This window comes from Thermalbibacter longus, from assembly GCF_023806485.1.
GTDB classification, from domain to species: Bacteria; Chloroflexota; Chloroflexia; order Thermomicrobiales; family Thermomicrobiaceae; genus Thermalbibacter; species Thermalbibacter longus.
Map to the genome: position 1 here is coordinate 152,246 of NZ_JAMSLR010000006.1, position 21,240 is coordinate 173,485.

The 21,240-nt window shown below is 68.7% G+C and carries 25 protein-coding genes and 1 riboswitch; of the genes, 14 read left to right on the plus strand and 11 right to left on the minus strand.

Translation table 11 applies throughout. From position 1 onward, the window contains the following. Positions 1-70: 70 nt before the first annotated feature. The 3 genes from NET02_RS10190 to NET02_RS10200 are packed head-to-tail and all read left to right on the plus strand — an operon-like array spanning position 71 to position 3,000. On the plus strand, positions 71-1,138 hold the full coding sequence (locus NET02_RS10190; protein WP_284057304.1) for an alcohol dehydrogenase catalytic domain-containing protein: 1,068 nt from the start codon (positions 71-73) through the stop codon (positions 1,136-1,138). Positions 1,139-1,143: 5 nt separating this feature from the next. After that, on the plus strand, positions 1,144-2,028 hold the full coding sequence (locus NET02_RS10195; RefSeq protein WP_284057343.1) for a VOC family protein: 885 nt from the start codon (positions 1,144-1,146) through the stop codon (positions 2,026-2,028). Between the two features lie 21 nt (positions 2,029-2,049). Beyond that, the gene (locus tag NET02_RS10200) at positions 2,050-3,000 is read left to right on the plus strand and encodes a fumarylacetoacetate hydrolase family protein (protein WP_284057305.1); all 951 of its coding nucleotides are present in this window, start codon (positions 2,050-2,052) and stop codon (positions 2,998-3,000) included. A gap of 90 nt (positions 3,001-3,090) precedes the next feature. Here NET02_RS10200 and NET02_RS10205 read toward each other — a convergent pair whose 3' ends face one another. Continuing rightward, positions 3,091-4,119: a helix-turn-helix transcriptional regulator gene (locus tag NET02_RS10205; RefSeq protein WP_284057306.1), complete on the minus strand. Its 1,029-nt coding sequence runs from the start codon at positions 4,117-4,119 to the stop codon at positions 3,091-3,093. A gap of 246 nt (positions 4,120-4,365) precedes the next feature. Here NET02_RS10205 and NET02_RS10210 point away from each other — a divergent pair, with 246 nt between their 5' ends. From NET02_RS10210 to NET02_RS10220, 3 genes are read left to right on the plus strand one after another with little or no spacing between them, the layout of a single operon-like run. Beyond that, positions 4,366-5,184: a WecB/TagA/CpsF family glycosyltransferase gene (locus NET02_RS10210; RefSeq protein WP_284057307.1), complete on the plus strand. Its 819-nt coding sequence runs from the start codon at positions 4,366-4,368 to the stop codon at positions 5,182-5,184. A gap of 9 nt (positions 5,185-5,193) precedes the next feature. Beyond that, entirely contained in the window at positions 5,194-5,742 is a 549-nt protein-coding gene (locus tag NET02_RS10215) for a B-box zinc finger protein (protein WP_284057308.1), read from the plus strand. Between the two features lie 6 nt (positions 5,743-5,748). Beyond that, positions 5,749-6,747 (plus strand): bifunctional heptose 7-phosphate kinase/heptose 1-phosphate adenyltransferase, encoded by a 999-nt coding sequence (locus tag NET02_RS10220; protein ID WP_284057309.1) that lies wholly within the window; start codon positions 5,749-5,751, stop codon positions 6,745-6,747. A 7-nt stretch (positions 6,748-6,754) separates the two neighbouring features. Here the strand turns inward: NET02_RS10220 and NET02_RS10225 are convergent, their stop codons facing one another. Next, complete coding sequence (locus tag NET02_RS10225; RefSeq protein WP_284057310.1) at positions 6,755-6,943, minus strand: hypothetical protein; 189 nt, start codon at positions 6,941-6,943, stop codon at positions 6,755-6,757. A gap of 235 nt (positions 6,944-7,178) precedes the next feature. Beyond that, positions 7,179-8,138, minus strand: coding sequence for an LLM class flavin-dependent oxidoreductase (locus tag NET02_RS10230; RefSeq protein ID WP_284057311.1), 960 nt, complete (start codon positions 8,136-8,138; stop codon positions 7,179-7,181). Between the two features lie 308 nt (positions 8,139-8,446). On the opposite strand from NET02_RS10230, the gene NET02_RS10235 reads away from it, so the two are divergent. The 8 genes from NET02_RS10235 to NET02_RS10270 all read left to right on the plus strand — a co-directional run bounded on the left by NET02_RS10235 (position 8,447) and on the right by NET02_RS10270 (position 14,870). Continuing rightward, complete coding sequence (locus tag NET02_RS10235; protein WP_284057312.1) at positions 8,447-9,556, plus strand: class II histone deacetylase; 1,110 nt, start codon at positions 8,447-8,449, stop codon at positions 9,554-9,556. A 173-nt stretch (positions 9,557-9,729) separates the two neighbouring features. Beyond that, positions 9,730-9,930 (plus strand): hypothetical protein, encoded by a 201-nt coding sequence (locus NET02_RS10240; RefSeq protein WP_284057313.1) that lies wholly within the window; start codon positions 9,730-9,732, stop codon positions 9,928-9,930. A gap of 327 nt (positions 9,931-10,257) precedes the next feature. Next, positions 10,258-11,106, plus strand: a complete 849-nt coding sequence (locus NET02_RS10245; protein WP_284057344.1) for an ABC transporter ATP-binding protein — start codon at positions 10,258-10,260, stop codon at positions 11,104-11,106. 31 nt (positions 11,107-11,137) lie between these two features. Continuing rightward, positions 11,138-11,977, plus strand: a complete 840-nt coding sequence (locus NET02_RS10250; protein ID WP_284057314.1) for an ABC transporter permease — start codon at positions 11,138-11,140, stop codon at positions 11,975-11,977. Positions 11,978-12,057: 80 nt separating this feature from the next. Beyond that, a complete protein-coding gene (locus NET02_RS10255) occupies positions 12,058-13,122 on the plus strand; it encodes a serine hydrolase domain-containing protein (protein ID WP_284057315.1) in 1,065 nt (354 codons plus the stop codon). A gap of 114 nt (positions 13,123-13,236) precedes the next feature. Further along, a complete protein-coding gene (locus NET02_RS10260) occupies positions 13,237-13,962 on the plus strand; it encodes a DUF6391 domain-containing protein (protein WP_284057316.1) in 726 nt (241 codons plus the stop codon). A gap of 228 nt (positions 13,963-14,190) precedes the next feature. Next, positions 14,191-14,457 carry an AbrB/MazE/SpoVT family DNA-binding domain-containing protein gene (locus NET02_RS10265; protein ID WP_284057317.1) on the plus strand — a complete coding sequence of 89 codons (267 nt, stop codon included), beginning with the start codon at positions 14,191-14,193 and terminating at the stop codon, positions 14,455-14,457. Beyond that, complete coding sequence (locus NET02_RS10270; RefSeq protein WP_284057318.1) at positions 14,457-14,870, plus strand: type II toxin-antitoxin system VapC family toxin; 414 nt, start codon at positions 14,457-14,459, stop codon at positions 14,868-14,870. Before NET02_RS10265 ends, NET02_RS10270 begins: the two co-directional genes overlap by 1 nt. Positions 14,871-15,111: 241 nt before the next feature. Here NET02_RS10270 and NET02_RS10275 read toward each other — a convergent pair whose 3' ends face one another. The 8 genes from NET02_RS10275 to NET02_RS10310 form a co-directional block, all read right to left on the minus strand. After that, the gene (locus NET02_RS10275) at positions 15,112-15,576 is read right to left on the minus strand and encodes an iron chaperone (protein ID WP_284057319.1); all 465 of its coding nucleotides are present in this window, start codon (positions 15,574-15,576) and stop codon (positions 15,112-15,114) included. A 197-nt stretch (positions 15,577-15,773) separates the two neighbouring features. Then, complete coding sequence (gene thiS / locus NET02_RS10280; protein ID WP_347711030.1) at positions 15,774-15,974, minus strand: sulfur carrier protein ThiS; 201 nt, start codon at positions 15,972-15,974, stop codon at positions 15,774-15,776. Continuing rightward, positions 15,970-16,608, minus strand: coding sequence for a thiamine phosphate synthase (locus NET02_RS10285; RefSeq protein WP_284057321.1), 639 nt, complete (start codon positions 16,606-16,608; stop codon positions 15,970-15,972). Before NET02_RS10285 ends, thiS begins: the two co-directional genes overlap by 5 nt. Beyond that, positions 16,605-17,276, minus strand: coding sequence for a thiamine phosphate synthase (thiE, locus tag NET02_RS10290; protein ID WP_284057322.1), 672 nt, complete (start codon positions 17,274-17,276; stop codon positions 16,605-16,607). The genes NET02_RS10285 and thiE overlap by 4 nt, the downstream gene beginning before the upstream one ends. Positions 17,277-17,284: 8 nt before the next feature. Beyond that, entirely contained in the window at positions 17,285-18,082 is a 798-nt protein-coding gene (locus tag NET02_RS10295) for a thiazole synthase (RefSeq protein WP_284057323.1), read from the minus strand. Next, positions 18,082-18,915: a bifunctional hydroxymethylpyrimidine kinase/phosphomethylpyrimidine kinase gene (gene thiD / locus NET02_RS10300; protein WP_284057324.1), complete on the minus strand. Its 834-nt coding sequence runs from the start codon at positions 18,913-18,915 to the stop codon at positions 18,082-18,084. The genes NET02_RS10295 and thiD overlap by 1 nt, the downstream gene beginning before the upstream one ends. 91 nt (positions 18,916-19,006) lie before the next feature. Next, positions 19,007-19,115, minus strand: a riboswitch (TPP riboswitch). A 145-nt stretch (positions 19,116-19,260) separates the two neighbouring features. Then, positions 19,261-20,208, minus strand: coding sequence for an ABC transporter permease (locus tag NET02_RS10305; RefSeq protein WP_284057325.1), 948 nt, complete (start codon positions 20,206-20,208; stop codon positions 19,261-19,263). Positions 20,209-20,252: 44 nt separating this feature from the next. Next, positions 20,253-21,221 (minus strand): ABC transporter permease, encoded by a 969-nt coding sequence (locus NET02_RS10310; protein ID WP_284057326.1) that lies wholly within the window; start codon positions 21,219-21,221, stop codon positions 20,253-20,255. Between the last annotated feature and the right edge of the window lie 19 nt (positions 21,222-21,240).

Below are 21,240 nucleotides of genomic sequence, written 5' to 3' on the forward strand. Positions count from 1 at the left end.
TCGACCCGACCGGCACGGTCGCGCCAGGCGATACCCTGTGTCCCTCTTCGGCAGACGAGGAGGACTGTGGATGAGAGCGATGGTCTTCCGATCCTTCGGGGGACCGGAGGTGCTGGAGCTGGCCGATGTCCCCACGCCCCGCTCCGGGCCCCGCGACGTCGTGGTACGCGTGGCCGCGGCGACGGTGAACCGGCTCGACATCGAGTTCCGCCAGACTGGATTCGGGTTCGCGGGGGCCGATTTTCCGTTCCCGCACGTCGGCGGGGCTGACGCTGCGGGCGTGGTCGACGAGGTCGGCAGCGAGGTCGTCGAAGTCGCCCCAGGAGACCGGGTGGTCATCTACCCGTTCGTCACCTGCGGGCGCTGCGAGCCCTGCCGGAACCGGTGGCCGGAGAACACCTGCTGGAACTACCAGTTGCTCGGCGTGCAGCGCTGGGGCGGCTATGCGGAGTACTCCTGCGTGCCGGTCGCCAACGTGGTCTCTCTGCCGGCCTCGGTGGCGTTCCAGCACGCCGCCTGTTTGCCGATCTCTTACGTTACTGCCTGGCACGGCCTGGTCAACCGCGCAGCGGTTGGGCCGGGTGACCGGGTACTGGTCATGGGCGGGACGAGCGCCACTGGTACCGCTGCCGTGCAGATCGCCAGGCTCCGCGGGGCACACGTCGTCGCTGTAGGGAGGACGGATTGGAAACTCCAGCGGCTGATCGAGCTCGGCGCGCACGCGGCGGTGCGACTCGGCGACGAGGGCTGGATCGCGAAGGCGCGTGACGCGCTGGGTGGGCGCGGGGCGACAGTGCTCTTCGATACGCTCGGCGCGGTCACCTGGTCGAACGTGCATGAGCTGGTCGATCGCGGCGCGCGGGTGGCTGTCTGCGGGCGCACGACTGGCCCTGAGCTGCAGGCGAACCTGCTCTGGCTCTACCGCAACGTAACGACGGTCTTCTTCTATCTCTCCGGCCAGCGGCGTGACCTGGTCGAACTCGTCGCCTGCCTGGAACGCGAGCTGCTGCGGCCGGTAGTGCATCGCGAGTACCCGCTGGAACAGCTCGCCGAGGCACAGCGGGAGGTCGCCGAGGGCAAGGTGTTCGGCAAGGCGGTCGTGAGACCCTGGCGCGAGGATGCAGGAGGTGCATCGTGACCCTGATGAGCCTTGACCACGCGGTCATCCGCGTGCGCGACCTCGAGACTGCGCTGCATTGGTATCGCGACATCCTCGGGCTGATGGTCATCGAGGAGCGCGATGGTACGGTCTACCTGGGCTGCGGCTGCGATCCTCACTTCGACCTGGGGCTGGTGGCCGGCGGGGTGGGGCTCGACCACGCGGCGTTCGCCGTGGCCGACCATGCGGCGCTGGTGGCCGCCCGCGAGCGGTTCGCTGGGCGCGGCGTGCGCTGCAGCGAGATCGAGCAGCGCGGGGAGCCTGGCATCGCCTCGGCTTTCCGGGTCTTCCTCCCGACTGGCCATACCTTCGAAGTGGTGGCGCGCGATGGCACGACTGGCTATCCACACCCGACGAAATGGCATGCCGCGGCCGCGCACGCGCCGATCGACCTCAGCCACGTGACGCTGATGGTCGAGGATGTCCAGGCAGCGGTCGAGTTCCTCCGCGACCAGCTCGACTTCGCCGTCTCCGACATCGTCCAGCCCACGCCGGAGTCACCCTGGGTTTTCGCGTTTACCCGGGTCGGCGAGAACCACCACGACGTCGCGCTGGCGCTGGGAGACGGTGGAGGGAAGCTGCACCACGTCGCCTTCCAGGTCAACGGCGTCGGCGAGGTGGTGCACTTCGCCGACCGGCTGGGCCGCTTCGGCTGGAAGATCGAGGCGGGCGTCGGGCGGCACGGGCCGGGTGGTAACACGTTCCTCTACGTCCGCGACCCCTTCGGGAACCGGGTGGAGATCACCGCCGATGTCGCTCGCGTGCCGAACCGCTGGGAGCCGCCGAAGGTCTGGACTGGTGACCTCTCGGCGATCTTTAATGTCTGGACAGAGGAGCCGCCGCCGGCGAGCTTCGCCGAGGGGACGTAGTCGCGGGAGGGACGCAGCGCGATGCGACTGGTGAGCTACCGCTACCGGGGCTGGTCGAGTGTTGGAGTGCTCGACGACGATACGGTGATCGATATCCCGAAGGCGTATGCCGAGCTGCTGCGGCGGCGTGGCGTCGCTGATGCCGAGGGGAGGGCGCTGGCCGAGTGCCCGCCCGATCTCGTCGAGCTGCTGCGGCGCGACGGGCTGGGGCGGGCTACTGAGGCGGTGGCCGCCGCGAAGGATTTGCTGGCTCGCGACCGCCAGGCAGCCGAGGCGGCGGGGCTGGCCCTACCGGCCGGCGATCCCCACCTGCGGCTCCTCGCGCCGCTTTCGCGCCCGGACAAGATCATCTGCCTAGGCCTGAACTATGCTGACCACGCTGCCGAGAGCGGTGCGGCGGTACCCGACTATCCAGAGCTGTTCAACAAGTTTCCCAGCTCGCTCATCGGCCCGGGCGAGCCGATCGTGCTGCCGCGGGTCAGCCAGCAGGTGGACTACGAAGCCGAGCTGGCCGTGGTGATCGGTCGACCTGGCCGGTATCTGGAAGAGTCGCGGGCGCTCGAGCACGTCGCCGGCTACACCATCCTCAACGACATCAGCATGCGTGACTTCCAGTTCCGCGGGCGCCAGTGGATGCAGGGCAAGACCTTCGACCGCTCGACCCCGCTCGGCCCCTGGGTGGTGACCGCCGACGAGGTCCCCGACCCGCAGGCGTTGGAGATCTCCTGCGAGGTCAACGGCGAGCGCCTGCAGCACTCGAATACCCGGGAGCAGATCTTCAGCGTCGCCCGCGTGGTCGCGTACATTTCCCAGATCGTGGCCTTGGAGCCGGGCGACGTGATCGCGACCGGCACGCCGGCCGGCGTGGGCTTCGCCAGGAAGCCGCCGCGCTTCCTGCGCCCCGGCGATGTGGTGCGGGTGACAGTCGAGCGGATCGGCACGCTGGAGAACCCGGTGGTCGCCGAAGCCTAGCCCGGTTTTGCCCGGCGCCGAAGCGCCGGGCTCGATGCTCGAGCCCCCTCGAAGGGAGCTTGCTTGTCTACCTCGGCGGGCAGGCCACGGCTACGCCGGCTCCAGCTCGATGCCGGCCGCGATGCCGTTCTCCAGCATCGGCGCGGCGACCGTGCTGTAGCGCTCCAGGATGGCGCGGGCGTGGGCCTGCACTTGCTCGCGGAGGCTATCCGGCTGCACGACTTCGACCGCGCCGCCGTAGCTCAGCACCCAGCGGGCGAAGTCTGGCGTCACCGGCAGCTTCACGGTGAAGCGCAGGCGACCGTCCGGCAGCCACTCGATCCGCTGCGAGTGGTGCCACTGCTCCTCAGCGACCCAGTGTGCCGCCGGAGGAGAGAACAGCAGCTCCACCGCCTCGGCCGGTTGGTCTTTGGCGTCGATCATCCCCCAGCTCGACATCAGAAACTCGCCCAGGTCGAACTCTTGCCGGCGCTCGAAGGGCGTGCGAGTGATCCGAAGCGTCTTGATCCGATCGACCTTGAACGTCCGCCAGGCCCGGCGCGTGTGGCACCAGCCGATCAGATACCAGCCTCGGAGGTAGGGCACCAGCGCGTAGGGGTCCACCAGCCGCGAGTAGATGGGGCTCTGGCGCATCGGCGGCTGGTATTCCATCTCGACCGTCCAGCCGCTGGTGATCGCTTCGAAGAGCTCTCGGAGGATCTGTTCCCGGTGCTGGGCTTTTGGAGTCGGCGCCAGCGAGCGCCGAACCGGCTCGATCGGTAGGCGTAAACCCTTCGGCAGCACGGTGTGCAGTCGCTCCAGCGCGGCAGCGAGCTTGTCCTGCGGGACACCGGGGCTGCGGCTTCCGGCCACTGCCGCCAGCGACAGGGCGAGCAGCTCGACCATCTCGAACGTCACCGAGGGAAGTGCCGGTAGTGTCTTGATGCAGTAACCCTCGCTGGTCGAGACGATCTCGATTCCCAGCCGTTCCCGGATGACCCGCAGGTCGTTCGTGATCTGGCGCTCGCTCACCTCGTATCGCTGGGCCAGATCTCGGCGCTTCATCCGTCGCTGGCTGAGCGCGATCAGGATATCGAGGATTCTGGCGACCCGCTGCAGTTCGGGCTCACGCTTGGCCATCCTGTCCCTCCATCCCCTGGTGAACTGAAGTATAGGCCAGAAGCGCTGAACACGGGAGAACTGCACCGAAAGGAGCGTGTGGCTTGTCCAGAGTATCGCGTTGAGCCCCGGTGATCAGCGGTTTGGCGCCGCTGCTATAGTTGGCATGACGGTTCCTGTCCTCCCGTTCGGGAGGATTTCTCGCAGCGGTGCTCGTCGCGATCGTTCGCGGTGAGGCACTGGATCGTTTCGAGCATGCTGGTGCCGATGACGACGCAGCCGGCAGATCCCGGGGTGCAGGCGCGGAGCGGCGAGCGACCGCGTCTTCCGGCACACGCGCGGATTCTCGGTCTCCCGGTGCACGACCTCACCCTACCGGAGCTGGTCGACCGCGTCCGGGCCTGGTTGCGGGCCGAACCGGATCGCCTGCACCAGGTGGTGACCCTGAACCCGGAGATGGTGATGGCGGCCCGGCATCTCCCTGAGTTCCGTGAAACCATCGAAGCGGCCGACCTGGTCACGGCTGATGGCATCGGGATCGTGCTGGCCGCGCGCGTGCTCGGCCGGCCACTGCGCGAGCGGGTCACCGGCGTCGACCTGGTGGAGGCGCTGGCGGCCACAGGAGAGCCGGAGCTGGCTCTTTTCTTGCTCGGCGCCGCGCCAGGTGTCGCTGAGCGGGCAGCCCGGCGGCTAGAGGCGCGCTATCCTGGATGCCGGATCACCGGGACGTGGGCCGGCTCGCCGGGGCCGGAGGGAAGCGCCGAGTCGCTCGCCCGGATCGCCGAGGCCCGTCCGGCGGTGTTGCTCGTCGCCTACGGCGCTCCGGCACAGGAGCTCTGGATCGCGCGGCACCGGCGCGAGCTGGAGCAGGCGGGCGTGGTCGTCGCCGTTGGTGTGGGCGGTACGTTCGACTACCTGTCCGGCGCGGTGCCGCGCGCGCCGCGCGCGCTCCGGCGCCTGGGCCTGGAGTGGCTCTACCGGCTGATCCGGCAGCCCTGGCGCTGGCGGCGGCAACGAGCCCTGCCGCAGTTCGCTCTGCTGGTGGTGCGCGAGTGGGTGGCGCGGCGGCTCGGGGGTAGGAAGTAGGGATGCGAGGTGGTGTTGTCGGACATCAGTGAGCAGCCGTGCTCGTACCACCCCAGGGTGCTCACCCGGCTGCGCTGCAGCAAATGTGGGAAGCCGATCTGCCCCCGCTGCGCGGTCGAGACGCCGGTCGGGTTCCGTTGCCCGGAGTGCGCGCAGGTGCGTGGACTACCGACGTATGAGACCAGTCCTGGGATCCTGGCCCGCAGCGCGCTGGCCGGCCTGGTGGCGGCCGGCTTCGTCGGTGTCCTCTGGGGCTATCTCCCGGACTGGGGCTTCTACATGTCACTGGCCCTGGGCTTCGGCGTCGCCGAGGCAATGGCCTGGGCGGCCAACTACAAGCGAGGGCGCGATCTCCAGTTCCTTGCCATCGGCTGCGTGCTCTTCGGGATCGTCCTCTCGCGCGTGGTGCTGGCCCAGCGAGTGCCCGGCCTCGGCCTCGACGAGCTCCTCGACCAGGCCATGGATCCCCGGGTCATCGCCGCGTTCCGGCTCCGGCTGATCCCCGACCTGCTCTTCATGGCCCTCGCGGTGATCATCCCATACGTGCGCTTCCGGTGATCGTCGATGGCAGGGCGACGAGACGATCTGGCGCTGCTCGATGCGATCCCTCGACAGACGATCCTCGTGGTCGGCGATCTCTGCCTGGACGTCTACCTCTTCGGCGAGCCGGTTCGGCTCTCGCGGGAGGCGCCGATCCTGGTGCTGGAGGAGCGCCGGCAGGAGGCCCGGCCCGGTGGCGGCGCTGCCCCGGCGCTGGCGGTCGCTGCGCTCGGGGCGTCTTCCTGGCAGGTCGGAGTGATCGGCGACGACGAGGCCGGCCGGCAGCTCCGCGAGCTGCTCGTCGAGGGGGGCGTCGATCCAGTTGGCCTGGTCGTCGACCCGGAGCGGCCGACGACGACCAAGACCCGGATCGTGGCCGAGGGGCCCTACAACGTGTTTCCCCAGCAGATGGCGCGGATCGACCGGCAGGATCGGCGGCCGGTATCTCCCGCCGTCGCTCGCCGGCTGGTCGAGGCGATCGCGACTCATGGCCCTCAGGCCGATGCGATCTTGCTCTCCGACTACCGGAGCGGCGTGGTGATCCCAGAGGTAGTCGAGGCAGCGCGGCATGCGAGCCGGCTGGTCACCGTGGATTCCCAGGGGGCGCTGGCCAGCTTCCGCGGGTGCACGCTCGTCAAGTGCAACCGGGCAGAGGCCGAGGCGTACCTGCGGCGCTCGCTGGAGAGCCTGGCCGAGCGCGAAATGCATCTCAGTCGTCTTCGTGCCGAGCTGGAGTGTGAGCTGCTGGTCGTCACGCTCGGGCCGGCTGGCGCGGCGCTGGCCTCGGCCGATGGAGGGTACCTCGAAGTGCCGCCGCTGGTGCGCCGGCAGGTCTTCGACGTCACCGGCGCGGGCGACACGGTCATCGCCGTGCTCACTGCGGCGCTCGCGGCCGGGGCCGAGCCACCGGAGGCGCTCCGGCTATCGCAGGTCGCTGCCGGGATCGTCGTTGGCAAGTGGGGAAACGCGCAGGCCACGGCCGAAGAGATCCGCGAGGTACTGCGCGATGCGGCCGGGGAGTGACCGGCGGCTAGCGTCCGAAGATGCCGACCAGGATCAGCAGAGCGGCCATGACCACGATGACGGCGAGGCTGACGTAGCCGACGTAGACCAGCCGTCGGTAGCCGAAGCGCCGGGCGCGCACGATGCCGGGTACGCTCCAGATCGCTGCCCAGATGGCCAGGATTCCCATCGAGATCATCGCCGGGTTATCGACCACTCGTGACCCTCCTCCGCTCGGCAACCCGACAGCCTCACGTCGCCGGCCGGTATCTTACCGCAGCTCTGGCCTCCGTGGCAGATACTCGCGACGAGTGCGAGCGAGGGCATCTCGGCGCCGGCCATTGGGAAGACAGCGAGGTAGCCACTTCAGGCCGGCGAGCCTAGCGCGCATCGTAGCAGAGACCGCCGGCCCCTCGGCGACCGGCACTGCCGGAGGGCCCGGAGCTCGCCGATCAGCGCGTCCCGAATTGCCGGTGTAGCCTGGCGAGGACGCCCGCGAGCCGCTCGTCCTCCTCAGCCGGGGCGTCGCCCGGAATCAGCATCACGAGCAGCTCGTCGATACCCTGATCCAGGAGGGCTGCGAGTCGCTCTTCGACGCGCTCTTCGTCCCCCCAGACCACCAGGTGGTCGAGCAGGTCGTCGCTCGGCGTGCCGTCGTCTAAGAGCGGGTAGCCGGCGGTCGCGAACATCTGGGCGTAGAAGGGCTGTCGCCCGTAACCGCCGACGACCGGCCGGGCCAGCTCCAGCATCGTGGCACGGTCGGTCGTGAGGACGACCGGCACATGAGCCACGAGCCGGGGGCGTGGGCGGTGCGCCTGCTCGGCTCCGGCTTCGAGGGCCGGCAGCGCCTGCGCGAGCAGGTACTCGGCCGGGCACATCCAGGAGATCGCGCCGTCGGCGATCTCGCCGGCCAGCCGGAACGCGTTGGGGCGCAGCGCGGAGGTGTAGATCGGCACGCGGGCAGTCCCGGCGATCTGGGTGTGGATGCGGAAGTACTGGCCCTCGAAGTCGACCCGGCCCTCCTCGAGCAGCGCGCGCACGACCGTGAGATACTCGCGCAGGTGATCGAGCGGCTTCCCCATCGGGATCCCGTAGGCGCCCTCGATCGTCGGGCGGTGGCTGGGGCCGATCCCCAGGCGGAAGCGGCCGGGCGCGAGCTGGTGGAGCGCGATGACCTGCTGGGCCAGCACGACCGGGTGCCGGGTGTAGGTCGGCACGATAGCGGTACCCAGGCCGATCTGGCTGGTCTGCACGGCGGCGGCTGCGAAGACGGTGAGGGCGTCGATCGAGCGCCCGCCGGTAATCGCCCAGACCATCGGCACGCCACGCGCCTCGGCGCGCTGGATGGCGGCCACTGCCGCTGGCGCATTCGTCCGCTCAGGCTGATCCATGCTGATCCTCGGCCAGGCCATGCTCTCCCCTCCCACACGCTCCGCGCTCGTCATCGAACTGCTTGCATAAGCGTAGAATTTGGCTTTACGCGAGGCAACTCGATTGTGGCTGTCTCTGGCGATGGGGTGGCCGCTGGAGCGCGGCTCTGGTGAGTATCCTCGCCACCTTGCGCTGATGAGGCTATGCTGTCCTCACGTGCCGGATGGCTCGTGGTGGGTCGAGACGCAGTGATGGCTGGCCGGTGCGGGCGATTCCCGGTAGGGGGCGCGTGAAGCGGCACGGCGCACGACTGACGCTGTGGCGTGGCGACGATGAGCTGGAGGCAGCGATGGCTGAGCTGACAGCGTATGCCTATGATTCCCGTTTCCTGCAGCACGATACTGGAGAGGAGGCGATCGAGCTGCCGGGTGGCGAGACGCTGGAGCCGGTCGAGCACCCCTCGAGTGTCCGCATTACCCGGCGCACCGCCCAGCTCATCGCCGGCTCCGGCATCATGGAGCATCTGCTCCCAGTCGACGCCCGGCCGGCCACTGAAGAGGAGCTGTTGGTCTACCACACGCCGGACTACATCCGCCAGGTTCGCGAGACGGCCAGCCGTGGCGGCTGGCTGGATCCGGAGACGCCAGTCGTCCCCGGTTCCTGGGAAGCGGCGCTGCTGGCGGCCGGCGCGGCGATAGAGCTGGTCGACGCGGTGCTCGACGGCCGGACGCGCAACGCCTACGGTCTCCTGCGCCCGCCGGGCCACCACGCGATGAAGGATCGCGGCATGGGCTTCTGCGTCTTCAACAACGTGGTGATCGCTGCCCGGCATGCCCAGCGGCGTGGCCTGCGCCGGCTGCTCGTGGTCGACTGGGACGTGCATCACGGCAACGGCACCCAGGCCGCGTTCTGGGAGGACCCAGACGTGCTCTTCGTCTCGCTGCACCAGGACAACTGGTATCCGGCCGGCTGGGGGGCGGTCGACCAGGTCGGCGGGCCGGGCGCCGAGGGGACGACCGTCAACGTGCCGCTCCCACCCGGTACCGGCAAGCGCGGCTACCTGCTGGCGCTCGACGAGGTGGTGCTGCCGATCGCCCGGCAGTTCGAGCCGGAGATGATCTTCCTCTCCGCCGGGCAGGATCCGAGCATGGACGACCCGCTCGGCCGCATGCTGGTGACGATGAGCGGCTTCCGCGAGATGGCCGAGCGCTTCCGCGCGCTGGCTGACGAGCTGTGCGCCGGGCGGCTGGTCGCCGTCCAGGAGGGGGGCTACTCGCCGCGCTACGTGCCCTTCTGCACCCTTGCGGTGATCGAGGGGATCACCGGCGCGCGTACCAGCATCCAGGATCCGTTCACCGGAAACAGCGAGCTGGAGCAGGCCGAGCGCGACTTCCGGCCCGACCAGGAGGCTGCGGTCGAGGCTGCCCGGCAGGTGCAGGCAGCCTACTGGCGGCTATGATCTGCCTGGGCGGGCTGCCGGCCGGTGTGGGACGTTGCGGCGTCGTTCACTCGCTCAGCATGGCGAAACGGGGAAAGCGAACGGATCCTGGCTGGTTCTCGCCTTGCGCCGGTGCTCGGCGCTCGGGATAATCGAGACACCTGGAAGGTCGACGGTAGCGGGAGGGGGCGTCGATGTCCCAGCAGCTAGACCGGGAGCGGCTGCTCGCCGTGCTCCAGCAAGGGCTCGGCCCGGCCCCGGCAGGGATGGACTCGCGCGTCTTCCAGCAGTTTTGCGCCAACATCGTCGATGCGATCCTGGACGCGCTCGCCGAGCACGAGCGCCAGTCGCACCAGCCAGCACCCGAGTTCGGTGAGGCTGAGCGCGAGGAGTGAAGGATCTCTGATCCCTCGCCAGGAGCGATCATCTATGGTACCCTCACTCCTTGCCGTCTGATCGGCTTCGCTCGGTGCCGAGCCGGTACTGCGGCCGGTGATGCGAAGCGTGCCGGATAGCCCAACTCCCACGGGCTGCCGGTGATCACGGGGAGGCGGGCGGGATATGGTGCGGATCCACTGACAACCGATCCTGAAGTCCAGGCAGCGCAAGCGAACCTGTCCTAAGGCGCAGTTGCCTCGTGCGCGGAGGGCGAGGGAGCCTTGTCTCTGCGAAGGCTCTCCCTGTCGGCATGAGGAGATTGAGGAGTTCGTGTTGTGTTCGCGATGACTATGCTGGAGAGTCTCGCATCGCCCGCTGATCCGACGATCGCCGTGTGGGTCGAAGGCCTGACCAAGCGGTTCGTCCACCGGTCGCTGCTGCGCCGGAGCGAGCCTCAGGTCGTCACCGCGCTGGAAAACCTGACCTTCAGCGTAGAGCGCGGGGAGATCTTCGGCATCCTAGGAGCCAACGGCTCCGGCAAGTCGACACTCATCCGCGTGCTCTCGACGCTGCTGATCCCGGACCGGGGGACTGCCCGCGTCTTCGGCTGCGATGTGGTGCGCGAGGCCGGCCAGGTCAAGCGGCTGATCAACCGGGTCTCGGTCGAGGCCTCGTTCTTCAAGCGGCTCTCGGCGATGGAGAACCTGCTCTACGCCAGCCGGCTCTATGGCCGGCACGGCCGCGGCCTGCGCGCCGATATCGTCGCCACGCTCGGTCGACTGGGCATCGGAGCGGACCAGATCGACCAGCCGCTCGAAGAGTTCTCGCGCGGCATGCAACAGAAGGTCGCGATCGCTCGAGCCTTTCTGACCAGCCCGATCCTGCTGCTGCTCGACGAGCCGACGACCGGGCTCGACCCGCGCTCCAAGCGTGACGTCCAGGCGCTGGTGCACCAGCTCCGGGCCGAGCACGATGCCACTATTCTGCTTTGCACGCACGACCTGGACGAGGCCGAGGCACTCTGTGACCGGATCGCCATCCTCGACCGCGGGCGCCTGGTGGCAGTGGATACCCCCGAGCGGCTCAAAGCGATGGCGGCTCGGCCCGGCGCCAGCTCGCCGTCGCTCGAGGAGGCGTTCCTGGCACTCACCGGGCATGCGCTCGAAGCGGAGCTCGCCGGGAAGCCCGGTTGAACGCTGAGCGAGCGTGCCAGGGAGGACTGCGATGACCGTTGATGCCATGCGGAAGGTGAGCCCGAGGCGGCGCCTCTGGCACGAGGTGAGAGCTGCCTATGCCTTCATCGAACGCAACCTCTTCCTCACCCGTCGCTACTGGGGGTGGGAAGTCGCGTTCACCATCTACACTATCGCCTCGTCGCTGAGTGTGATGTACATCGGCAAAGCCCAGCAGGCGAACGAGGACTACCTGGTGCTCTACCTGGGCATCGGGACGCTGGTCTGGTCGTACCTGCGGCTGATCTTCTCGATCATCAGTGAGATGATCGCCTGGGAGCGCTGGGAAGGCACCATCGAGTACACCATGATGGCGCCGGTCTCCCGGCTGACCCACCTGGTGGGCGTCGCGATCTTCGCGGTGCTCAATGGGCTGTTCCGCAGCGCGCTGCTGCTCGGCGTGATCGCCCTGCTCTTCGACATCGACCTCGGGGGCGCTAACCTGGCCGGGGCGACGCTCATTCTCGCCGTGGGTAGCCTGAGCTTCATCGGCGTCGGGATGATGGCCGCGGTGCTGCCGCTGCTCTTCACCGAGCGCGGCGCCGAGATGACCTTCGTCATCTCCTCGGTGCTGCTGCTGGTATCCGGGGTGTACTACCCCGTCGCCGTGCTCCCTGGCTGGATGCAGCCGGCAGCCCGCGTCTCGCCCGCGACCTACGTCCTGGAGGGGATGCGCGCCGCCATCCTGGACGGTGCGCCGATGGCGGCGCTGTGGCCGGTGCTCTGGCCCACCTTGCTGATCGGCCTGCTGACTATCCCGGCCGGCGTGCTCGTCTTCTCGGCCGTCGAGCGCTATGCCAAGCGGACAGGGCGCCTCAAGCGGAGCGGGTAGGCGCGCCATCCGCTGGGCTGGCGCGCCACCCGTCGCTCGGTGACAATGGGTCAGCCAGCGACAGCGTGAGGGAGGCGAGCATGGAGCAGGCGAGGATGCAGCAGCAGGCCCTGGGCGGTGTGACTGAGCGGATCGCCCGGTTCATCGAGGCCGGTGAGATTTCCGGGGCCGGCCTGGCGGTGGCGCTCGGAGGCCAGATCGTCCTGGAGTGGTACGGCGGGGAGGCGGCTCCTGGCCTGCCCGCCGGGCCAGACACGCTCTGGCCGCTCGCCTCGATTACCAAGCTCTATACCGCGGCGACCATCATGGCGCTCGTCGAGCGGGGCGTGCTGACTCTGGGTACCCCGGTACGCGCTGTGCTACCCGAGTTCGACGGCGACGGGCGGGAGGCGGTCACGATCCGTCACCTGCTAACCCACACGTCAGGCCTGCTCTACGAGCCGGAGGATATGGAGACGCTGCTGCGCCAGCAGCTCCCGCTGGACGAGCTGGTGGAGGCCGCCTTCAGCGAGCCGCTCCAGTTCCAGCCCGGCACGCAGGTCAGCTACAGTGACCTGGGTTACGCGGTCGCCGGGCTGGCAGCCGAGGAGGTGGCCGGCCGCCCGTTCCCGGCGCTGGTCCGCGAGCTGCTGCTGGAGCCGGCGGGGCTGCGCGAGACGTACTTTCCGCTGCCGCCGGACGAAGCCGGGCGGCTGGCCCAGGTGACCGGCGCGCTGGCGGAGGGCACGCCCGGCCACATGTACGGGCCGGGCTATGGCCTGCGCCTGGCGCACCCGGCCTGGGGCGTCGTCGCCTCGCTGCCCGACCTCCTCCGCTTCGCCTTGCTCTTCACGCCACACGCGCCGGTGCGCATCCTCTCCCAGGCGTCCATCCGGACAATGACGTCCAACCAGGTCGGCCTCGCTGCCGATGGAGGCATCTGGGGGATCGGCTTCGAGCTGGCCGGCGGCCACTTCGGGGAGGGCGATCTCCTCTCTCCCGCCAGCTTCGGGCATAGCGGGGCTACCGGCTGTACCCTCTGGGTCGAGCCGGAATACGATCTCGTGCTGGCCTACGTCTCGAACCGTCACCTCAACGCTGGGCGGGAGGAGTTCATCCGGCGCCTCGCTACCGTCGTCAACATGGTGCTGGCCGCGTTGACCTGAAGCGCCGGGTCGAGGTCCCCAACGGGCGTTACGCTGCGGCGGTGCCGCCGAGGCGCGTTCACGGTGCATGGCATACTTGGGTGCTGTCGTCGCGAGGCATCGGGCAGGTTGACCATGCTGTTCTTGACGCTCATCTTCCTGGCGGCGCTCGTCCTGCTGGCGCTCTTCGCCCTGACGGTGACGATCGGAGTCACGCTGACCTCGCTGGTGACGCTGGTCACCGCGCCGGGCCAGTTGCTCAGGCTCCTGCGCGATCGCCGTCTCCGGCGCAACCATGCGCTGGAGCACGCGACGATCAATGTGATCGAGGAGCGCTACGGGCCGAGCCGGCTGACCGGGATGGCCCGGCCCGACGGCTTTCTCATCCGTGGTGGTGCCCCGGCCGGTCTGGTGCTGGAGGCGGCTCAGGAGGCGCTCGCGCGGCTGCGGGCTGGCGAGCGCCGGCTGGCGATCCACCCGCGCTGTGGCACCACCCTGGTGGCCTCGCAGCTCGTCCTGGCGCTCACGTTTCTCGCGGTGCTGCTCGTGACCCGCCAGCTTACGCTCTGGCCCTTCCTGGCCGGAATCCTGGCTGCCGGGCTGCTCGGGCCGCGCCTCAGCCCGTGGCTCCAGCGCTGGGTTACCACGGATGCCCAGGTCGGCTCGCTGGCGATCACCGGGATCGAGGTCGAGCCGTGGCCGGCCCAGTTCGGCTGGACAGCCCTGATGATGCCTGGCTCCCTCTTTGTCCGCACGGCGCAAGCCGGAGCGCCCGGCGCGAAGCGCGGGGACGAGTCCGGCTATACGGTGGTCATCCGCAATCGAGAGGAGATCCCTGGCGGGCGCTATCGCATCCGCTGACCTCCGGGTCTCCTGGCGCGATCGCCAGACCGTAACGCGCGTTCCAATGCGTTGCAGTATCGGCCATCGATTCCGATCTCGGGGCGCGGCTACCGCACATCGCCTGGACGTTTCGGTGTAGGCGCCCGGGAAAGCGCGCCGGGGCCATCGAAGCCTCGTGGGTCATAGTTGCTGCCGTCCACACTGTGAAGAATGTGGGCATACGGCAAAATGTGGTAACATTAGGTTATGAATGGCATCGAGCACTACACTATCGCCCTGGACGAGCGTGGCCGGTTGGTATTGCCGGCGCGGCTCCGTCGACGCCTCGATCTGCGTCCCGGCGATCGGTTGATCATCACTGTCGACGCAGCGGGTGGCTTACGGGTCGTCTCGGCGCGCGAGCAGGCTCGCCGTCTCCGCGGCCTCTACCGCGATCTCGCGCCGGGGCGTTCGCTCGCCGACGAGCTCATTGCCGAGCGACGGGAAGAGGCCCGGCGCGAGGACGCGCGCTGATGGACGAGATCGAAGGTCTGGTTCTGGATGCCTCGGCCTTGCTCGCCTACCTTCAGGGAGAGCCCGGGAGCGAGATCGTCCAGGCGGCGCTCGCCGCTGGGGCTGTGATCAGCATTGTCAACTATGCCGAGGTGCTTTCCCGGCTCGGCGACGCAGGCGAGGACCCGGTGGTTGCCCACCAGCATCTCCAGGAGCAGGGGCTCATCGGCGGCCTGCTAGAGATCGTACCCCTGACCGAGGACGACGCCGTGGCTATCGCGCGGCTGCGTGCTGCCACTCGGGGGCAGGGTCTTTCCCTCGGCGACCGCGCCTGCCTGGCCACCGGCCTCCGCCTCGGACGCGCGGTACTCACCGCCGATCGAAGCTGGGCAGCCGTCGACTCAGGGATACCCGTCCGCGTGATCCGGCCGTAGTTGGTTAGGCGCTCCGAGGATTCGGGAACTGGCCGCTGCCAGCAGTGCTTGCGGATACCTGACGCAAGCAGCTACGCTGGGAGTGCGCCGTATGGTAGGACGCAGCGGCCCGTCGAGGATTCGGCCGGCGTGACTCGCAGGTCGATAGCCCGCGCGGCCTGCGCGGTAACACCCGCCTCAGGCGTGCGACTCAGCCAGCTCTTGTCATCGGCCTCATCTCAGCCAGCGGCGGGCTCGACGTTCAACTCACCGCTTTCTTCACCAGCGCGACGATCCGTTCCTCGTTGTCGGGCGTCAACTCCTTGAGCGCGAAGGAGGTCGGCCACATGGTGCCGTCGTCGAGGTTCGCCGTGTCGTTGAAGCCGAACGTGGCATACCGCGAGTTGAACTTCGACGCTGGGGTGAAGTAGCAGACGACCTTGCCGTCCTTGGCGTACGCGGGCATTCCGTACCAGGTCTTCGGCGAGAGGTCCGACACGCTGGCTTTGATGATCGCATGGAGCCGCTCGGCCATGGTCCGATCCGGTTCCGGCATCTCAGCGATCTTCGCGAGCACGGCCTGCTCGTCGTCTTCCGCTCGCCGGCCGCGGCGTGCCGCCTTCAGCTCCTGAGCGCGCTCCTTCATCGCGGCTCGTTCTTCGGCCGTGAACCCCTCGGCCGACTTGTCCCTGGCCGAGCGCCTGGCAGACTTCGGCGCATCGTTCATCGCGCGTTCTCTCCTCTACGAACCCTTACGGAAGAACATTCCTCTCGCCAGGAGGCGCTCTGCAGGCGACACCCAGCGCCGCGCATTGTACCTCCACCAGCTCTGAACGGTCGCCGTCGCTCCGGAGAGACCGCGTGGACTTGGCCCGGTACGGCCAGGGCGTGCATGACCTGGAAACGGGAAGACCGTGGTGCGTGCTAGCCCCCGCCGACGAAGTGGACGATCTCGAGCCGGTCGCCCGGCGCCAGCTCGCGCTGGTCGTACTGGTCTCGCGGCACGATCTCGCCGTTGTGCTCCACGGCGACGAGCCGCGGGTTCAGGTTGCGCAGGCGCAGCAGATCGCCGACGGTACGCACGCCGTCGACTTCCACCTGCTTGCCGTTCAGCACGATCTCAATCGCCACCGCCGATCACCTCGTCCAGCGCTTCCCGGTAGCGCCGCGCCGCCTCGGCCGGCTTCGCATCCCCCAGGATACCTGAAATGACGGCTATCCCCCAGGCGCCGGCCCGCAACACCTCGGAGACGCGCTCTGGCGTGATGCCGCCGATCGCGACTACCGGGATGGGGCAGCGCTCTGCCAGCGAGCGCACGAACTCCAGGCCACGCCCGGCCTGCCCCGGCTTGCTGCCGGTCTCGTAGACGTTCCCCGCGATGACGAAGTCGGCGCCCTCGGCGGCTGCCCGCTCCGCGCCTTCGACATCGTGCACCGAGCGACCGATCAGCAAACGCGGGCCGGCGATCTCCCGAACCTCGCGTGGGCTAAGCCCCGTCTCTGGCAACTGCACCCCGTCGGCCCCGATGACGAGCGCCACGTCGACCCGCTCGTTCACGAAGAGCAGCGCCCGGTCGCCGATCGCCCGGCGCAGCGCTCGCCCTGCATCGGCCAGCGCCCGGCCGGGAAGGTCTTTCTCCCGCAGGTGAACGGCATCGACGCCGGCGTCCACCGATAGGCGGGCGAGCTCAGGAAACCGATCGAGCGGGCAGAGCCACCGATCGCTGATCAGGTGCAGGCGGGGGATGCGGTCGTTCATGCCCGGCCTGCCAGCGCCGCGTCCACGGCCGCCCGCAGGGCGGCCGCCGCTGCTCGCGGATCATCGGCCGCGACCACCGCCGAGATTACAGCCACGCCGGTTGCCCCCGCCTGAATAACTGGCCGGGCATTGTCCGCCGTGATCCCGCCGATGCCGACCACCGGGATGGACACGGCCTGAGCGATCTGCCGCACGTGCTCGAGCCCGACGGCTGGCCCGGCGTCGGCTTTGGTCGCGGTGCCGTAGACCGGGCCGACGCCTAGGTAGTCGGCCCCGGCCCGCGCGGCGGCCAGCGCCTCTTCAAGGGTGGAGGGTGAGAAGCCGATGACCAGCCGGTTGCCAGCCAGCCGGCGCGCCTCCGCGAGCGGCAGATCCTCCACTCCGAGGTGCACGCCGTCGGCCTCCAGCGCCAGCGCGAGGTCGACCCGGTCGTTGACCACGAAGAGAGCGCCGGCTTCCCGGCACAGCTCGCGCAGCGCCCGCCCGGCGCGCACCGCTTCGGCCAGCGGGCCGGCCTTCCAGCGGAGCTGGATGGCGGTCGCGCCGCCGGCCAGCGCCGCCTGGACGATCTCGACCTCGCTCCGTCCCCGGCTGAGGCCGCGGTCGGTCAGCACGTAGAGCCGGAGCGCCCGGCGCAGCCGCTCGGGCGGCCAGTCTGCCCGTGCCATGGCTTGCCCTACCGGATCACGCCCTCGATCGGGCTACTGGCTGAGGCGTAGGGCTTCTTCGGGATCCGCCCGGCCAGGTAGCAGAGCCTCCCGGCCTCGATCGCGAGCCGCATGGCCCGGGCCATCTTGACCGGGTCGCCGGCCTGGGCGATGGCCGTGTTGATCAGGCAGGCGTCGGCTCCGATCTCCATCGCCAGCGCGGCGTCCGAGGGCGCGCCGATGCCGGCATCGACGATGACGGGCACGTTCGCCTGCTCGATGATGATCTGGATCTGCCGGAAGTCCGGCAACCCCTGCCCCGAGCCGATCGGCGAGCCGAGCGGCATGACGGTCGCGCAGCCGATCTCCTCTAGCCGCTTGGCCAGCACCGGGTCGGCGTTGATGTAGGGCAGGACGACGAAGCCCTCGTCCACCAGCACCTTCGCCGCCTCGAAGGTGCCGATCGGGTCGGGCAGCAGGTACTTCGGGTCCGGGATCACCTCCAGCTTGACCCAGTGCGAGAGCCCCATCGCCCGCGCCAGCCGCGCGACCCGGATCGCCTCCTCGGCCGTCCGGCAGCCGGCGGTGTTCGGCAAGATCTGGTACTTGTTCCAGTCGATGACCTCCAGGATGCTGCGGCTCTGCGGATCGTCGAAGTTGATGCGCCGGAGCGCCACCGTCACCATCTCGCAGCCGGAGGCCTCCAGTGCCGCCAGCATCTCCTCGTTCGACCGCCACTTGCCGGTGCCGAGGATCAAGCGCGAGGTGAACTCGCGATCGGCGATCTTCAGGGGCTCATCTTTCACGCGGGTCACGGTCTCGGCCATCACGACACCTCCTGTTGAGCCAGCGCTCCAGCCGTCCAGAGCGCGTAGAAATGGTGCACCGGCGACTGGCCGGCGCCGATCGGGTAGGCGTGCCGCAGCGCCTCGTGCAGGTACTGCTTGGCGTGCCAGACGGCCGCCGGGACATCTTCCCCGCGGGCGAGGTAGGCCGCGATGGCGGCGGAGAAGGTGCAGCCGGTGCCGTGGGTATGGCGGGTCGGCACCCGCGGGAGGGCGAAGCGCTCTACCGAGCGGCCGTCGAACAGGATGTCTACGGCCTCGCCGGGCAAGTGCCCACCCTTCACCACGACGTAGCGCGGGCCGAGCGCGTGGATCGCCCGCGCCGCCTCGATCATATCTGGCTCGCTCGCGATCTCCCGGCCGGCGAGCACCTCGGCCTCCGGCGCGTTCGGGGTGACGACCAGGGCGAGCGGTAGCAGCACCTGGCGCAGCGCCTCGACCGCGTCCTCCCGCAGCAGGCGGTCGCCGCTCTTGGCGACCATGACCGGGTCGACTACGAGCTTCTCGATCCCGTGCCGGCGCACGCCCTCAGCCACCGTCTCGATGATCTCGGCCGAGCTGAGCATTCCGGTCTTGGCGGCCTGCGCTCCGATGTCGCTCATCACCGCGTCGAGCTGGGCAGCGATGATCTCCCTCGGGATCTCGTGCACGGCGGTGACGCCGAGCGTGTTCTGGGCTGTGATCGCTGTGATCACGGTGCTGCCGTAGACGCCGAGCGCCGAGAATGTCTTCAGATCCGCCTGGATCCCAGCCCCGGCGCCCGAGTCGGAGCCGGCGATGGTGAGTGCCTTGGCGAGGCCGGTGTTGGCAGTCATCTCCACTCCTTTCGCGGTCGAGCGAAGCGATGGCAAGGGCGGCCAACCAAAAAGCCGCCGACCGAACGGCCCGGCGGTGCGGAGTGGAGCAACCCGAGGTCCGGTGCCGTCCCTGCGCTGGCATTACCCAGATCAGGTTCGGAGGGTTGGCGGGCGATCGCCCGACCTCTCAGCGCTACCGCGCACCCCTGGCAACCGTCGATGTCTAGGTTAACACCGTACCTTCGCCCGCGCAACGCCTCCGCATTTCGCCTGTGCCGGTGCGTCGCGTGGCAGAAGTGGTGGTCATCGATCGCGTGCCCGGTAGCGCGCCGGCTGGCGACCGTGTCCGGAACCGCCGGGGAATCACTCGGAGAGCCGCGGGTCGAGCGCGTCGCGCAGCCCGTTGCCCAGGATGTTGATAGCGAGGACGGTGATATAGATCATGAAGCCCGGGATGAAGGCGAGCCACCAGGAGCGGGCGATGAATTGCTGCGCTTCGTTCAGCATGTTGCCCCATGATGGCGTCGGGATGCGCACTCCCAGGCCGAGGAAGCTCAAGGTGGCCTCGACGATGATGAAGACCGGCACTGCCAGAGTGGCCCAGACGATGATGATGGGTGTCACGTTGGGCACCATGTGCAGGAAGATGATGCGAAAGTCCGAGGCGCCGTTGACGCGAGCAGCTTCGATGAAGTCGCGGTGCTTCAGGCTCAAGACCTCGCCACGTACCAGCCGTGCCAGCCCCATCCAGCTTAGGGAAGCGATGACGAGCGAGAGGCCGAGCCATCCCACCTGGAAGAGCGTGTTGATGAAGATGAGCAGGAAGAGTCCTGGGATCGAGAGCATGATGTCGACGAAGCGCATGATCACGGAATCGATCCACCGCCCGTAGAAGCCGGCGATCGCGCCCAGTGGCAGCCCGATGGCGAGCGCGCTCGCAACAGCCAGGAGCGCGACGGTCATCGAGACGCGGCCACCGTAGGCGAGGCGAGTCAGGATATCCCGCCCCAGGTTGTCACTGCCGAGGATGTAGCCGTCGGTGAACGGTGGCCGGAGACCCCGGAGAAGCGACTGGTCACTGTAGCTCTTGTGGGTGATGAACTCCGAGATGAGCGGAGCGCCGTAGCTGAACAGCATGATGACAACGGTCACTGCGAGCGCGGCGAGCGCGAAGCGGTCACGCTTGAACCGATCCCAGGACTGCCGCAGATAACTCCGTGGCCGGGTCAGGGCCACCCGGCTCAGCTCGGGCGCTGCGGCGCCGCGAATGGTCGCCGCGGTGGCAGGGGACCGGCCGGGTACGTCAGCCATCGATCTCCTCCGCGTTCCAGGGGTGCCCTGGCGAGCGAGCACCGCTAGTCGTAACGAATCCTCGGATCGAGCTGCGCATAGAGAATATCCGCCAGCAGGTTCGCGACGACGGTCAGGAACGAGATAAAGAGCACGACCCCCATGACCACCGTGTAGTCGCGCTTGAACGTGGAATCCACGATGAGCCGGCCGAGCCCGTTCCAGGTGAAGATCGTCTCGGTGACGACAGCGCCGCTGAAGAGCGTCGGCAGATCGAGCGCGAGCAGCGTCACCAGTGGCAAGATGGCATTGCGCAAGCCGTGCCGAAAGATGACCAGGCGCTGCGGTAACCCCTTCGCCTCGGCGACACGGATGTAGTCCTGTCGCAACACCTCGATCATCTGGGAGCGGATGTAGCGGGTCCAGGAGGCGGTTTGCACGAACGCTAGCGTGAAGGCCGGCAGGAGCAGGTGCTCGATCCTGTCGAGCAGGCCACCGCCGCCCCGCAGATCGTACATGCCGCCGGGAGGCAGGGCGGGGAGCCCCCACTCGCGGAACTTGACCGCGAAGAGCACGATCAGCATCAGCCCCAGCCAGAACGTGGGCACGGCGACGCCGGCCACGGCGCTGATCGTCGCGATCTGGTCGAAGATCGAGTTGCGGCGCACCGCGGCCAGTACGCCGACCGGGATCGAGAAGGCGAGCGAGAGGAGCAGCGCGGTCACCGTCAGCAACAGCGTGTTCGGCAGCTTCTCCAGGATGAGCTCGGACACTGGCCGGAACGTAATCAGCGAGAGGCCCAGATCCCCGCGGAGCACGTGGCTGAGCCACTGGACGTAGCGGATATGGATCGGCTGATCGAGTCCGAGCTGCCGGCGGATGCGCTCGATGTCCTCTGGCCGCACGCCGGGTTGAAACTCATACTGGGTCACCGGGCTTCCTGGGACGAGGTTCGCGATGGCGAAGGTCACGATCGTAATTCCCAGGATGAGCGGAACCATCCCGATGAGCCGCGCGACGATGTAGCGCCCCATCGATCGTCCTCTCCGACGT

What these genes read in the sequence shown, in the direction of transcription:
- NET02_RS10305 (WP_284057325.1), bottom strand. Translation starts at nt 20,208, where the DNA reads ATGGCTGACGTACCCGGCCGGTCCCCTGCCACCGCGGCGACCATTCGC.
- NET02_RS10195 (WP_284057343.1), top strand. Translation starts at nt 1,144, where the DNA reads ATGAGCCTTGACCACGCGGTCATCCGCGTGCGCGACCTCGAGACTGCG.
- NET02_RS10270 (WP_284057318.1), top strand. Translation starts at nt 14,457, where the DNA reads ATGGACGAGATCGAAGGTCTGGTTCTGGATGCCTCGGCCTTGCTCGCC.
- NET02_RS10250 (WP_284057314.1), top strand. Translation starts at nt 11,138, where the DNA reads ATGACCGTTGATGCCATGCGGAAGGTGAGCCCGAGGCGGCGCCTCTGG.
- NET02_RS10255 (WP_284057315.1), top strand. Translation starts at nt 12,058, where the DNA reads ATGGAGCAGGCGAGGATGCAGCAGCAGGCCCTGGGCGGTGTGACTGAG.
- NET02_RS10190 (WP_284057304.1), top strand. Translation starts at nt 71, where the DNA reads ATGAGAGCGATGGTCTTCCGATCCTTCGGGGGACCGGAGGTGCTGGAG.
- NET02_RS10200 (WP_284057305.1), top strand. Translation starts at nt 2,050, where the DNA reads ATGCGACTGGTGAGCTACCGCTACCGGGGCTGGTCGAGTGTTGGAGTG.
- NET02_RS10245 (WP_284057344.1), top strand. Translation starts at nt 10,258, where the DNA reads ATGACTATGCTGGAGAGTCTCGCATCGCCCGCTGATCCGACGATCGCC.
- NET02_RS10220 (WP_284057309.1), top strand. Translation starts at nt 5,749, where the DNA reads ATGGCAGGGCGACGAGACGATCTGGCGCTGCTCGATGCGATCCCTCGA.
- NET02_RS10210 (WP_284057307.1), top strand. Translation starts at nt 4,366, where the DNA reads ATGACGACGCAGCCGGCAGATCCCGGGGTGCAGGCGCGGAGCGGCGAG.
- thiE (WP_284057322.1), bottom strand. Translation starts at nt 17,276, where the DNA reads ATGGCACGGGCAGACTGGCCGCCCGAGCGGCTGCGCCGGGCGCTCCGG.
- NET02_RS10295 (WP_284057323.1), bottom strand. Translation starts at nt 18,082, where the DNA reads ATGGCCGAGACCGTGACCCGCGTGAAAGATGAGCCCCTGAAGATCGCC.
- thiD (WP_284057324.1), bottom strand. Translation starts at nt 18,915, where the DNA reads ATGACTGCCAACACCGGCCTCGCCAAGGCACTCACCATCGCCGGCTCC.
- NET02_RS10240 (WP_284057313.1), top strand. Translation starts at nt 9,730, where the DNA reads ATGTCCCAGCAGCTAGACCGGGAGCGGCTGCTCGCCGTGCTCCAGCAA.
- NET02_RS10285 (WP_284057321.1), bottom strand. Translation starts at nt 16,608, where the DNA reads ATGAACGACCGCATCCCCCGCCTGCACCTGATCAGCGATCGGTGGCTC.
- NET02_RS10275 (WP_284057319.1), bottom strand. Translation starts at nt 15,576, where the DNA reads ATGAACGATGCGCCGAAGTCTGCCAGGCGCTCGGCCAGGGACAAGTCG.
- NET02_RS10235 (WP_284057312.1), top strand. Translation starts at nt 8,447, where the DNA reads ATGGCTGAGCTGACAGCGTATGCCTATGATTCCCGTTTCCTGCAGCAC.
- NET02_RS10230 (WP_284057311.1), bottom strand. Translation starts at nt 8,138, where the DNA reads ATGGCCTGGCCGAGGATCAGCATGGATCAGCCTGAGCGGACGAATGCG.
- NET02_RS10205 (WP_284057306.1), bottom strand. Translation starts at nt 4,119, where the DNA reads ATGGCCAAGCGTGAGCCCGAACTGCAGCGGGTCGCCAGAATCCTCGAT.
- NET02_RS10265 (WP_284057317.1), top strand. Translation starts at nt 14,191, where the DNA reads ATGAATGGCATCGAGCACTACACTATCGCCCTGGACGAGCGTGGCCGG.
- NET02_RS10310 (WP_284057326.1), bottom strand. Translation starts at nt 21,221, where the DNA reads ATGGGGCGCTACATCGTCGCGCGGCTCATCGGGATGGTTCCGCTCATC.
- NET02_RS10260 (WP_284057316.1), top strand. Translation starts at nt 13,237, where the DNA reads ATGCTGTTCTTGACGCTCATCTTCCTGGCGGCGCTCGTCCTGCTGGCG.